The sequence below is a fragment of the Amycolatopsis sp. NPDC102522 genome (assembly GCF_055584485.1).
Genome location: NZ_JBVJLY010000011.1, coordinates 26,496 through 38,735, shown reverse-complemented (window position 1 = coordinate 38,735; position 12,240 = coordinate 26,496). Strand labels below are relative to the sequence as shown.

The window sequence follows — 12,240 nt, the reverse complement described above, 5'->3', positions numbered from 1 at the left end:
TCCTAGAAAGCCGTCAGGGTGATCTTCGCGGTCTTCGGGTCCCCGTCGTGCACCAGCGACTCGAAGTGCCCGACGTCGTCGAAGGCGAATCCGTACGCCTTCCCGTCGGCCATCTGTTCGTGCACGATCCGTGAGTAGTGGTCGGTCACGGACTGCTTGTAGAACGGGCCCGCGTCATAGGTCGGCTGCGTGTGCAGGGTGCCGAGCGTGGAGCGGTGCAGCGCCGCGCAGAGCGTCCGCGCGATCGGGCCGACGACCTGGTCGTTCGGCGCCTGCAGCCGCCCGTCGCAGTTGAAGACGTCACGGGTGCTCGGCTTGCTGAACGACGCCACCTCGGCACCCGAGGTGTTCGTGAACCGCATGACGTCGTCACCGCCGGTCTTGCCGGTGAACTTCTTGCCGGGTTCGGCCTCGAACGGGACCACGGTCAACGGAGTCGACTTGTAGGTGTTCCAGGCGCTCGTGACGTAGCCGTCGAGGTAGTTCCCGCTGAACTTGCCGGTGTCGAGCCCCTTGCCCGGCGCGAGGACCCGTAGGTCGTTGTACACCAGGTTCGGGAAACCGGACTGTCCCTTGACACCGTTGAAGATGTTCGCGCGGCCGCCCGGCTTGAGGCGCCCGGCCTCCTTGTTCGCACCTGCGCCGTTGGTCAGCCCGACGGCGTGCGGCACGCTGAACATGTCCACCTGCGAGCTGTTGATGAACAGCCCGCCGTTGTCGTAGGTGAATTCGCTCCAGTCGAACAGGATGTCGCGGTTCGGGTCACCGTCGGCCCACGGTGCCGGCTGCACCAGCCCGTCCGGAGTCAGGAAGAACTTGATCTTCTGCCCGAACGACATGTAGACGCGGCCCGAGAGCATCCGCGGGATCCGGAGCGTGGTCGAGCCGCCGTTGCCGGGGCCCGCGATCGCGACGTCCGGCGCGGGGCTCGGCGGGTTCGCGCCCGCCGGCCACGGGGTGAAGGCGCCGCCGGAGTCGACGTAACCGAGCTTGCCGGTGTTGAGGTTCGTGCCGAGCACGTAGAGGTGGACCGCGTCGGAGCGGTTCGAATTGTTGGTGACGGTCAGCGGCAGCGGATCGGGACCGGCGGCGACCGCGGTGGGCGCGGAAAGCGCCGAAACCGCGGTGACGAGCGGGAGCGTGACCGCCAACGCGGTCAAAACACGCCGGATCTTCTTGCGTATGCGCACGATTCACTCCTCGGCGGAATCCCGCCGCGGAACGCGAACGCGCCGCGGCGGTGCTTGCGGATGTCGGCCGGGGGCGCGTTCCCGGCCTGGGTGTGACCTTGGCGAGGGGTCTCGGCACGGAAAGTAACCTCGCGGAAGTCGATATGTCCAGACCACTGGTGAAAATCTGTCCGGTTTCTTGCCCGTATGGACACTTTGTCGCGGACCTTCGTCGTTTGAGATGGCCGGATCTCTCGACTACCGTTGTCCGGGTTCCGTCCTGGACCGCGGCGGCCGGGTTTTCTCATCCGTGGGGAGCGGGACATGGGCGGTGACGTTTTTCCGGGGCGGAGAACCGGTGACGGCGAGACGTGGATTTCCCCCGCCGTCTGGGACGACCTCGCCAAGACAGCGGCGTGCGGAGAGCCGCGCGGTATGGACGACCTCATGGCCGCCCTCTTGCCGTGGGCCCGGCAGTACACCGAAACCCGCCTCGGCGGTCGCGATCTGACCTACCTCGAACCCGCGGACGTCGCGCAGGAGATCTGTCTCGCGGTCTTCGTCGCGGTTCCCGGTTACGGTCTGCGCGGCGGCTCTTTCCTGTTCCTCATGCGGGCCATCGCGGCGAACAAGGTCGCCGACGTCTTCCGGAAGGCGGCGCGGAGCAGGCAGGTGCTGACCGGTGAACTCCCCGAGCGCCCGGCGGGGGCCGCGGACGAGCCGGAGCAGCGGGCCCTGCGGACCGATCTCGGGGTCCGGCTCGGCAGGCTGATGCGGATGCTGCCGGTCTCACACCGGGAAGTGCTGGGAATGCGGGTGGTCGGCGAGCTGACGTCGAACGAGACCGCGGCGGCGCTCGGGACGACTTCGTCGCGCGTGCGGGTGACCAAACATCGGGCGATCAGCAGGCTGCGCGCCTGTGCTCAGCGCCAGGACGCCTTGAGCTGAGACGGACCAGCAGCCGGAGAAGGGGATTCTCCCGCTTGGCCCGGGTCTCGAGAATGCGAACGCACATGGCCCCTCCAGAGCTCGCTGACGAGCGCCGTCGCCGAGGGCCAGGACAACCGGTCGCGGAGTCCACCCTAGGCGCGGACCGCGAGGCCGGAACCGGCTGAACGGACGATTGGCGGCCGCCTGGGCCGTTCCGACGATCATGGTTCCGCTCTTCGGACTACCGCTTTGGTGCCAAAGAAGTCATCGCGGGCACGGAGAAGAGGCGAAAACGTGCGACAATGGGTTAGCGCGGACGAGATGTCCCCGCGGTTCGCCCCTGTCCCCAGCGGGCTCGTCCGATACAGGACATCGCTTCGGAAACCGACTCGGTGGTGACAGTGCACCACGCCTGTGTCATCTGAGGAGACGTCCTCGAAGCCGCGGGCGTCGGGCTCAGGCTCGCCATCCAAGGAGGTTCCGCCGAACCGGTCTTCGCCACCGACGAACGCAGCCGCGAATTGGAAGATCTGCAGTTCACCTTGGGCGAAGGACCGGCGCTTGACGTGTCGCACGACGGCATGCTCGTCGTCGTGACCGACGTGACCGGTCCGGAGGCGGCGAGCCGATGGCCGATCTTCGCTCCCGAGGCCATAGACAGAGGTATCAAATCGATCATCGCGGTGCCGATCCGGGCAGGTGCGAGACAAATGGGCGTCGTCGACTGCTATCGCGACCTCGCCGGGCTTCCTTCGATGGAGGGGCAAGCGGAAGCTCTTGTCTGTGCCGAAGCGGCGATCACCCTCGCCGTCGCCGATGCCGATGCCGGCAGGCCCGGGCCGGCCGAAGTGATCGACCTCGAATTCACCGAACACCGTGCTCAAGTGCATCAGGCCATGGGCATGGTGTCGGTCCAGTTCGACATCGGGCTCGCGGACGCACTCGCCCGCTTACGTGCCCACGCCTATCTCCACGGCCGCAAGCTCAGCGAGGTCGCCGATGACGTGGTGTGGCGTCGTATCACGTTCCGGACCGAGTCCTGATGGGTCGTGTGGCTAAGGAGATTCCTCGATCTGCTCGCGCTCAGATGCGTGGAACCGCTCGGGGTCTGCACCGCCGGGCTGCTGCTCGCCGATCCGCGCGGCACACTCACCATGGTGGCGGCGTCGGACGAGCAGACCCGGCTGCTCGAACTGTTCCAGTTGCAGAACTCCGAGGGGCCGTGCCTGGACTGCTATCGGCACGCCGAGCCGGTGGTCTGCGCGGATCTGGCGCGTGCGCGCGGAAGATGGCCGAAGTTCGCCCGGGAAGCGGAGGACTCGGGATTCCTTTCTGTGTACGCCTTGCCGATGCGGTTGCGGGACGAGGTGGTCGGTGCGCTGAACCTGTTCGGCACTCGCCCCGTTCTGCTCGACGACGACGACGGGCTGCGGCTGGGGCAGGCGCTTGCGGACATCGCCACGATCGGCATCCTGCACCACCGGCTGGTGCGGCGGCAGGAAATCATCACCGTGCAACTGCAGACCGCGTTGAACAGCAGGGTGATCATCGAGCAGGCGAAAGGGATCCTCGCCGAACGCCTGCGGATCTCGGTGGACGACGCGTTCGGCGTAGTGCGCACACACGCGCGGAGCAACAATCTCAAGATTCTCGCCGTGGCGAACGGAATCATCGACCGCACAGTGGAAATAAAGCGCTGAACGATACCGATTCGGCGCTTGTCCGCCACTGGGCGATACCTAAACTTGACGGGTGTTTTCCCTGGAGCAGCTGGTGAGTTTCGTCGCGGTGGCCGAGGAACTGCACTACGGCCGGGCGGCGGAGCGGCTCTCGATGACCCAGCCGCCGTTGAGCAGGCGGATCCAGTTGCTGGAGCGCGAACTGGGGGTCGAGCTTTTCGACCGGACGCACCGCACCGTCCGGCTGACGCCGGCCGGACGCGTTTTCCTCGCCGAAGCAAGGAAAATACTGCGTTCGTCGCAGGAGGCGGCGCTGTACGTCCGCCGGGCGAGGAAGGGCGAGGTCGGGGCCGTCACGCTCGGATTCACCGCCACCGCGGCGTATTCGTGTCTCGAACGCGTCCTCGCCGCGGCGAACGCCGAAGTGCCCGGAGTCGATCTGGTGCTGCGGGAAATGGTGACGGCGGCGCAGGTGGAGGAGTTGCTGGCGGGCGGGGTCGATCTCGGCATGGTCCGCCCGCCGGTCGTCGGCGGCGACATCGTGACCCTGCCGCTGTGGCGGGAACCGCTGCTGGCGGCGTTGCCTTCGGCGCATCCTTTTGCGCGGCGCAAGAAGAATCCCGACGTCCGTGACTTCGACCGCGAGCCGTTCATCATGTATTCGCCGTCGGAGTGCCGGTATTTCCACGACATGCTCGTGTCGGTGTTCCGCGCGGCGCGGGTGCTGCCGGACTACACGCAGTACGCCGGTCAGGCGCATACCGTGCTCGCGCTGGTCAAGGCGGACCTCGGGATCGCGCTGGTGCCCGCCGCGGCCGCCGCGCTGCGGTTCGAGGGTGTCGTACTCCGTCCGGTGGACGGGATCGAGGGCCGTCCTGTGGAAATCGAACTGATGTGGCGGCGGGGCAACGACAATCCGGCGCTCGGCGCGTTGCTCACCGTCATCGGCAATATCGCGCGGCGTGCTCGTCAGTCCACTATGGACTAGTGCGTGGACTAGGGCCAGGCGTCGCCCCATTCGGCGTCGCGGGCCGCGCGGTAGGCCGCGCCGTGCCGTTTGGTGACGATCGTTTCGGTGAGCCCGGCTTCGGCGCAGAGGGACAGGCTGACCATGCCCTTGCGCTTGGCCGGATGCCGCAGGATCCGGCCCTCGGCCCTCTCCGGCGTCGTGCGCGAGGCGACGACGTAGGAGAACTTCTCGTCCTCGAAGCCGAGCGTCCCCGCCTTGAGCTGGCGGTGCAGGCCGGAGCGCGGGAGGCGGGCGGAGAAATGGCACCAGTCCTTGCCGCGCGGGATCGGGCAGTCGCCCTCGTGTGGGCAGGGCGCGACCAGGGAGAGGCCGAGTCCGACGAGCTGATCCCGTGCTTCGACGATCCGTTCGTAACCGCCGGGGGTGCCGGGTTCGATCAGCACCAGCATGGAGGTCTTCGCCGACAGCCAGCGGACGACTTCGGCCCGGCGTGCTTCGGGGAGCTCACCGAGGACGTAGGAGAGGGTCACCAGGTCGGCATCCGGGGCGGGCGCCGACGGGTCGATCAGACCGCGCTGCCAGGTCGAGCCGCGGACGGCCTTGCCGCCCGCGTTGCCCGCGAGCCGCCGCCCCAGCGCGATCGCGCCCGGGACCTGCTCGACGACGGTGCTCTCCTCCAGCGACGGCCACACGTCGGCCGCCGCCCAGATCGCGGCACCGGTCCCGCCGCCGACGTCGATCTGAGTGCGCGGAGCGAACCCGGGGGCGCGGAGAGCGGCTTCGGCGAGGACGGCGTGTACGGCCGCGTAGGTGGCTGGCATCCGGTAGCCCGCGTACGCCGCGATGTCGGCTTCGGAAGAGAGGATAGGCGCGCTCGCCGGGGCGTTCTCGCGGTAGCGCGTGCTGAGCCGCTCGACGGACTGCGTCAGCCTGTGCTGCGGGTACTTGCCCAGCTCCTCGTCGAGGGCGGAGCGGAGGGTTTCGGGAAGTGCGGACACGGTGACGGATTCTCTCATGGGTGCTTGACCTGGGGTTTTCCGGCTGCTCGAATACTCGCGGAAAAAAGTTCGGGGACCGTGTCGAAACCTGGGGTGCCCGTTCGACGCGTAGATGTGGCAGGGACGAGCCCCGCCGGGAACGGAGACGCGAGATGCGGTTCATGGTGATTGTCAAGAGCGACGAGAAGACCGACGCCGCCGGTACACAGCCGAGTGCCGAGGACCTGCAGGAGATGGGGAAGTTCAACGAGGAACTGGTGAAGGCCGGCGTCATGCTCGCGGGTGAAGGACTGCACCCCAGCTCCGAGGGTTTCCGCATCCAGTACTCCGGCGACACCGAGGCCAGGATCGTCGACGGGCCTTTCGCCGAGAGCAAGGAGCTCATCGCGGGTTACTGGATCCTGCAGGTCAAGGACAGGGCCGAGGTCATCGAATGGATGAAGCGGGCGCCGTTCCGCGAGGGCGAGATCGAGATCCGCCGCGTGTTCGAGCTCGAAGAATTCTCCAACGCCACCCCCGAGATCGTCGAGCACGAGAAGAAGCTGCGGGAGCAGGCCGAGGCCAACTAGGCCGCGTCCGGGGAGCCTGATGGTTGCGATCGCCGCGCCGACGAGGTTGATTGGTCGGCGTGACGGCAACTGCAGACCCCCGGTCGGCGATCGACGCGGTGTGGCGGATCGAATCGGCACGCCTCATCGCCGGTCTCGCGCGGATGACGCGCGACGTCGGCCTCGCGGAGGAACTGGCGCAGGACGCGCTGGTCGCCGCGCTCGAACAGTGGCCTGAGTCGGGCGTCCCGAGGAATCCGGGCGCCTGGCTCATGACCACGGCCAAACGCCGGGCGGTCGACACCTTCCGGCGCAACGAGCGGTACGAGAAGAAGCTCGGCGAGATCGGCCGTGAGCAGGAGACCGAAGAGGAACCCGACTTCACCGCGGGCCTCGACGACCACATCGAGGACGACCTCCTGCGGCTGGTGTTCACCGCCTGCCACCCGGTGCTGCCGACCGAGGCCAGGGTGGCGCTGACGCTGAAAATGATCGGCGGACTGCAGACGCACGAGATCGCGCGAGCCTTCCTCGCCAAGGAGACCGCCGTCGCGCAGCGGATCGTCCGGGCGAAGAAGACGCTCGGCGACGCCAAGGTGCCGTTCGAGGTGCCCGAGGGGGCGGACAGGGTCGCGCGCCTCTCTTCGGTACTCGAAGTCATCTACCTGATCTTCAACGAGGGGTACTCGGCGACGGCGGGCGAGGACTGGATGCGCCCGGGGCTGTGCGAGGAGGCGCTGCGGCTCGGCCGGATCCTCGCCGGGCTCATGCCGAAGGAACCCGAGGTGCACGGGCTCGTCTCGCTGATGGAGATCCAGGCGTCACGGTCCGCCGCACGGGTAGGGCCGAGCGGTGAACCCGTGCTGCTGCTGGACCAGGACAGGGCCAGATGGGACCGGCTCCTGATCGGCCGCGGGCTCGCCGCCCTGGAACTCGCCGAGTCGCTCACCGGCGGCGCTTTCGGCGTCTACGCGGCGCAAGCCGCCATCGCCGCCTGCCACGCGCGGGCGCGGACGGGCGAGGAGACCGACTGGGGACGCATCGCCGTGCTCTACGAAGGGCTCGGGAAGCTGAACCCGTCGCCGGTGATCGAACTGAATCGCGCGGTGGCGCTGTCGATGGCCGTCGGGCCGGAGGCGGGGCTCGAGATCGTCGACAAGCTGACGTCGGAGCCCGCGTTGAAGGCGTATCACCTGCTGCCGAGCGTGCGCGGCGACTTCCTGGCGAAGCTCGGCCGCCTCGACGAAGCCCGCGCCGAGTTCGAGCGCGCGGCGGAGATGACCGGGAACGATCGGGAACGCACGCTGCTGCTCGGCCGCGCCAAGGAATGCACCCCCTGACCCGAAACGCGAAGTGGGAGCGTCAGGCGGGGGCGGGGCGCAGCGTGGTCAGGGCGCGGTGCTGGCCCAGCCGGACGGTCTGCACGGAGCAGCCGAGAGCCAGCGCGGTGTCGTCGGCGGAAAGCCCGACGAGCGACCGCAGCACCATGATTTCGCGCTGCTGCCCCGGCAGCCCCGAAAGCGGGTTCGGCAGTTCGGCGGCGGTCCGGTGGAAGTCGTCGACCAGGCCGTGTGTGACGTCGTAGGCGAACTTGAGGAGCGCGGGCGCACTGGCCGCCCCGGCGAGGATCTCGAGGCAGCTGTTCTTCGCTATCACGTCGGCGGTGTCGTAGGTACCCGAACGACGTCCGATCCGTGCCCGGCAATAGCGCACGACCAAGACGCGGACGGCGTCGACGATCTTCGAACCTGTCTCCATCCGCCCGCCGGTCTCCTCCGACCGCCGTGAACCGTGTCCTTGCATCGGCTCCCTCTCCCACCTTTCAGATGAGCACGGCCGAGGGGGAGGGAGGTACGGTCTTTTTGCCCACATCGGGCCCGGATCAGGTCTCGATGAAGACGATCCGCTCCGGTTCGATGGTCAGGCTCACGGTCTGTCGCTTCACGCTCACCAGGGTTTCGAATTCCGTGGCGTGCCCGTCCGGGACGGTGAACAGGCGGTCGTTGCGGGAATCGAGGAAGTCGGAGAAGCCGGTCAGCGAGACCCCACCGGTTTCGTCGAGCGCGAGGTAGTCGACGAGCCTGCGGAACAGTTTCGGCAGGATCACCAGTTCGTCGGCCAGTTGCCGCCGCGACGAGAGCTTGAATCCCGAGTTCGTGACGTCGTGCGGCCACAGCCCGAGCCCGTCCTGACGCGCTTGGACGGCGGCGTCGGCCAAGGCGTCACGGAGATCGGGGTAAAGCAGTGAATAGAACGTCGGGTAGACGAGTCCGTCCGCGACCTGCCGGTAGTTCGCGGAGTTCTTCAGCGTTTTGACGTCGAGATGGACCTTGGAAAGATCCGCCGACCTGCCCGGCCGTTGTCCGGGAAAGGCGAACGCCACCGCTCGTCCGTATTTGTCGGCGAATCGCGTCAGTATGTGACCCGGTACCTTGATCGGGGTCGACGAGGTGACCGTTCCCCGGTCGTCCCGTTCGACTGTCTTGAACCCGAGGACCTTCAGCAGGTTCGCCGCGGCGGCGTCGGCGAATTCCGCGGGCTGGTGCCACATCCCGCCGGTTCCCCTGGCCTGGTAGTGCGTTTCGAGCGCGTCGATCGCGTCGAGTCGCAACTGCATCCCGCCCCGCGAATTGAGCCGGACCTTCAGGCCCGCCTTCTTGGTCGCCTGGGGATCTTCGGGATAGAACCGAACCGAATCGCCGTCCGGTGAAGCTCCGACAAGCTGGAAAGTTCCTTTGATCAGCGTCATGGGCATGAGGACAACGGTAGTTCTCATTCCGGTGAACGAACCATGCGTTCATCCATCCAGAGCAGTCGTCGGTAAAGATCGGATGACCAATGTGGACATTCTCGGAGATCTTCTAATGATTGGCGCGGAATGATCACTTCGGGGATGCTGGCCGGATGACCGACTTCTCCTATCGCTGGCGTGACCCGGTCACCGACGACGAGATGTCCGATCTCGTCCGTTCGCACGGCGGAGAGCCCGTGCCCGGGTGGTGGAACGGCATCCGGCGGCACAGCCTCGGCTGGGTCACCGCCCGCGACAACGCCGGAACGCTGGCCGGCTTCGTGAACGTCGCCTGGGACGGCGGTGACCACGCCTTCCTGCTCGACACGAAGACCCGCGGGAACTACCAGCGACGGGGTATCGGCACGGCCGTCGTCCGGCTGGCCGTGACCCACGCGCGAGCGGCGGGCTGCGAATGGCTGCACGTCGACTTCGTGCCGGAACTGCGTTCGTTCTACTTCGGTGCCTGCGGTTTCCGGCAGACCGAGGCGGGCCTGATCCGGCTCACGGGCTCGGGATCATGAAGCTCAGCACTGTCGCCTGAAGCAGCGAGATCACCCCGACCACGGCGGTCAGCACGACCGACCACAGGAACGTCTGCCGCAGCAGCGCGCCTTCCTTCCCGGACTGCCCGATCGCGGTGGCGCCGATGGACAGGTTCTGCGGCGAGATCATCTTGCCCATCACACCGCCGGAGGTGTTCGTGGCACCGGCGAGGATCGGGTCGACGTGCAGTTGCTGTGCCGAGATCACCTGCATCGGCCCGAAGAGACTGTTCGTCGACGCGTCCGAGCCGGTGAGGAAGACGCCCAGCCAGCCGATGTAGGCGGAGAACAACGGGAACAGCACGCCGGTGGTCGCCAGCGCGAGGCCGAGTGTCTGTGTGGCACCCGAGTAGTTCATGACGAACGCGATCGCGAGGATCATGAAGATCGTCGCCAGCGCCCAGCGCATCTGGTGCAGGGTCCGCCGGTAGGTGGCCAGCAGCCGGGGTTTCGCGCCCATCGCGAAACCCGCCACGATCGCCGCGAACAGCGCCACGGTTCCCGGCGAGTAAAGGAAATCGACGGTGAGCGTCGCCGCGTACGGCGTGTCCTTGGGCGTGATCGGCGCGTGCTGGACGACCTCCTTGTGCAGTCCCGGCCACGCGAACACCCAGTCGGCCTTGTGCAGCAGCTTCGTCAGGTCGAGCCATTCGGGCAGGTTCTTGAAGATCGTGCCGATGCGGGAAAGGAAGATCGCCGCGATCAGGACGATGTACGGCGCCCACGCGTACAAGGCGCCGCGCTCGGCTTTCGCCGCGCCGAGGCTCGCTCCGGCCGTCGCCGGTTCTTCGCCGTCGAAACGCCAAACCGCCGACGGCTGCCAGAACCGCGTCAGGATCCACAGCGAGGCCATCGCGGCGAGCGCGGCGACGACGTCGACGAGGCTCGGGCTGATGAAGTTCGAGGTGACGAACTGCATGACCGCGAACGACAGGCCGGCCGTCAGCACCGCGGGCCAGACCTCGACCATCCGCTTCCAGCCCGCGAGGACCACGACCAGGAAACCGGGGACGATCAGGGCCAGCAACGGGAGCTGGCGCCCGACCATCGACGAGAACAGATCCGTCGCCTGTTCCTGTTTCAGTCCGAGGATCGGCGCGGTCAGCCTGCCCAGCACGATCAGCGGGTTGCCGAGGCCGCCGAACGCGACCGGCGCGGTGTTCGCCAGCAGCGCCAGCACGACCGCCTTCACCGGCGGGAAACCGAGCGCCGCCATCATCGCCGCGGTGATCGCGATCGGCGAGCCACCACCCGCGATCCCTTCCAGCAGCGCGCCGAACCCGAACGCGATCAGCAGCGCCTGGAGGCGGCGGTCCTCGCTGAACCCGGCGAGGACCGCCTTGATGTTGTCGAACCGTCCGGTCGCGACGGTGACGTTGTGGAAGTACACGGCGTGGAACGCGATCCAGGCCACCGACCACACCCCGAACACCAGCCCCATGGCCGCGGAGTCGAAGGCGAGCCCGGCGGGCATGCGGTACAGCAGGACCGCGACCAGCAGTGCGGTGACCAGCGCCAGCGCCGCCGAGAGATGCGCGGACCGGCGCAGGACCCCCAGTGCCACCAGCAGCACGATGATCGGGAGTGCGGCGAGCGCCGCGGAAAGCCACAGCCCGCCCGCCGGCTGGTAGTCCTGGATCCAGCCCACTTCAGCCCCTTTGCGCGCGGACGTAACCCAGCCGGAGTGACAGCGCGGCGGCGGTCCCGGCCACCGTCGCGCCCAGTTCGTCGGTGCGGCGGAGCACGCGTCCGGCGGGGCCCGCGATGCTGATCGCGGCGATCGGCCGTCCGGTGTGGTCGCGGACGGCGGCGGCCACACAGCCCACGTCCGGTTCGTTTTCGACGTCGTCCACGGCCCAGCCGCGGCGGCTCGTCCTGGCCAGGTCGTCGAGCAGCCGGGCCGGGTCGTTGATCGTCTTCAGCGTGAGGCTGTCGAGTTTCATCCGGCGGATCCGCTCGACGCGGTCCTGTTCGGGCAGCGCCGCCAGCCACGCCTTGCCCAGCGACGTCGCGTGCTGGGGACGCCGGGTGCCGAGACGGCAGGCCAGGGTGACGGCGTTGGCGCTGCGTTCGGTGGCGACGTAGACCATCGTGTCGTTGTCCGGCACGGCGAGATACGTCGTCTCGCCGCTCCGCTCGGCGAGCGACGCGAGATAGCGCGGCGCGCAGCGATGGAGGTCGGTCGCCGCCATCGCGCGGGCGCCGAGTTCGACCAGCCGGGTGCCGAGCCGCACGCGGCCGGTGGCGCGATCGGCTTCGAGGTATTCGAGGTTCTTGAGGGTGCCGACGATGCGGTAGGCGGCGCTCCGGGAGAGGCCCAGTTGCCTGGCGATCGCGTTGGTGGAAATCTCCTGGTTCTGGCCGACGTGCTCGAGAACCGCTAGTCCGCGCTCGAGTGTGCCACTGGAATCCAGGCCGCGTGGTGTGCCCACTTCGCCCTCCGTTGGACCGGGGTGCCGATGACCGGCACCTGTTTCCGCTAAGCGGATTCGGACGTTAACAGCTCCGCAGACCCTTGGGAAGGTTTCTTAACAAACTGGCGACCGGACAAGTTTTCCCAGCTCGGAGCCTTCCGCTCAAGATCACCGGTTTGGACCAGTCCTTTCGGAG

General features: G+C 67.7%; 13 protein-coding genes. 7 read left to right on the top strand and 6 right to left on the bottom strand.

Going from position 1 to position 12,240, the window contains the following annotated elements; translation table 11 throughout:
• Positions 1 to 2 precede the first annotated feature (2 nt).
• The gene (locus ACZ6YV_RS24780; protein ID WP_465511891.1) at positions 3 to 1,190 is read right to left on the bottom strand and encodes a beta-1,3-glucanase family protein; all 1,188 of its coding nucleotides are present in this window, start codon (positions 1,188 to 1,190) and stop codon (positions 3 to 5) included.
• 303 nt (positions 1,191 to 1,493) lie between these two features.
• Between ACZ6YV_RS24780 and ACZ6YV_RS24775 the strand changes: the two genes are divergently transcribed.
• The 4 genes from ACZ6YV_RS24775 to ACZ6YV_RS24760 all read left to right on the top strand — a co-directional run bounded on the left by ACZ6YV_RS24775 (position 1,494) and on the right by ACZ6YV_RS24760 (position 4,766).
• Entirely contained in the window at positions 1,494 to 2,117 is a 624-nt protein-coding gene (locus ACZ6YV_RS24775) for a sigma-70 family RNA polymerase sigma factor (protein WP_465511890.1), read from the top strand.
• Positions 2,118 to 2,692: 575 nt separating this feature from the next.
• A complete protein-coding gene (locus tag ACZ6YV_RS24770; protein ID WP_465511889.1) occupies positions 2,693 to 3,142 on the top strand; it encodes an ANTAR domain-containing protein in 450 nt (149 codons plus the stop codon).
• Positions 3,143 to 3,148: 6 nt separating this feature from the next.
• Positions 3,149 to 3,799, top strand: coding sequence for a GAF and ANTAR domain-containing protein (locus ACZ6YV_RS24765; RefSeq protein ID WP_465511888.1), 651 nt, complete (start codon positions 3,149 to 3,151; stop codon positions 3,797 to 3,799).
• Positions 3,800 to 3,851: 52 nt separating this feature from the next.
• On the top strand, positions 3,852 to 4,766 hold the full coding sequence (locus tag ACZ6YV_RS24760) for a LysR substrate-binding domain-containing protein (protein WP_465511887.1): 915 nt from the start codon (positions 3,852 to 3,854) through the stop codon (positions 4,764 to 4,766).
• Between the two features lie 8 nt (positions 4,767 to 4,774).
• Here the strand turns inward: ACZ6YV_RS24760 and ACZ6YV_RS24755 are convergent, their stop codons facing one another.
• Positions 4,775 to 5,764 carry a small ribosomal subunit Rsm22 family protein gene (locus ACZ6YV_RS24755; protein ID WP_465511886.1) on the bottom strand — a complete coding sequence of 330 codons (990 nt, stop codon included), beginning with the start codon at positions 5,762 to 5,764 and terminating at the stop codon, positions 4,775 to 4,777.
• Between the two features lie 134 nt (positions 5,765 to 5,898).
• Here ACZ6YV_RS24755 and ACZ6YV_RS24750 point away from each other — a divergent pair, with 134 nt between their 5' ends.
• Positions 5,899 to 6,315 (top strand): YciI family protein, encoded by a 417-nt coding sequence (locus ACZ6YV_RS24750; protein ID WP_465511885.1) that lies wholly within the window; start codon positions 5,899 to 5,901, stop codon positions 6,313 to 6,315.
• Between the two features lie 50 nt (positions 6,316 to 6,365).
• Entirely contained in the window at positions 6,366 to 7,634 is a 1,269-nt protein-coding gene (locus tag ACZ6YV_RS24745) for an RNA polymerase sigma factor (RefSeq protein WP_465511884.1), read from the top strand.
• Positions 7,635 to 7,656: 22 nt separating this feature from the next.
• Here ACZ6YV_RS24745 and ACZ6YV_RS24740 read toward each other — a convergent pair whose 3' ends face one another.
• Together ACZ6YV_RS24740 and ACZ6YV_RS24735 are read right to left on the bottom strand one after the other, a co-directional pair.
• Positions 7,657 to 8,052 carry a sigma factor-like helix-turn-helix DNA-binding protein gene (locus ACZ6YV_RS24740; RefSeq protein WP_465511883.1) on the bottom strand — a complete coding sequence of 132 codons (396 nt, stop codon included), beginning with the start codon at positions 8,050 to 8,052 and terminating at the stop codon, positions 7,657 to 7,659.
• Positions 8,053 to 8,176: 124 nt separating this feature from the next.
• A complete protein-coding gene (locus ACZ6YV_RS24735; protein WP_465511882.1) occupies positions 8,177 to 9,049 on the bottom strand; it encodes a nuclease in 873 nt (290 codons plus the stop codon).
• A 149-nt stretch (positions 9,050 to 9,198) separates the two neighbouring features.
• On the opposite strand from ACZ6YV_RS24735, the gene ACZ6YV_RS24730 reads away from it, so the two are divergent.
• Complete coding sequence (locus ACZ6YV_RS24730; protein ID WP_465511881.1) at positions 9,199 to 9,609, top strand: GNAT family N-acetyltransferase; 411 nt, start codon at positions 9,199 to 9,201, stop codon at positions 9,607 to 9,609.
• On the opposite strand, the gene ACZ6YV_RS24725 is transcribed toward ACZ6YV_RS24730, so the two are convergent.
• Both ACZ6YV_RS24725 and ACZ6YV_RS24720 read right to left on the bottom strand, forming a co-directional pair.
• The gene (locus ACZ6YV_RS24725; RefSeq protein WP_465511880.1) at positions 9,590 to 11,278 is read right to left on the bottom strand and encodes an L-lactate permease; all 1,689 of its coding nucleotides are present in this window, start codon (positions 11,276 to 11,278) and stop codon (positions 9,590 to 9,592) included. The two genes, ACZ6YV_RS24730 and ACZ6YV_RS24725, sit on opposite strands and share 20 nt — an antisense overlap.
• 1 nt (position 11,279) lies before the next feature.
• On the bottom strand, positions 11,280 to 12,062 hold the full coding sequence (locus tag ACZ6YV_RS24720; RefSeq protein WP_005165190.1) for an IclR family transcriptional regulator: 783 nt from the start codon (positions 12,060 to 12,062) through the stop codon (positions 11,280 to 11,282).
• Positions 12,063 to 12,240 lie beyond the last annotated feature (178 nt).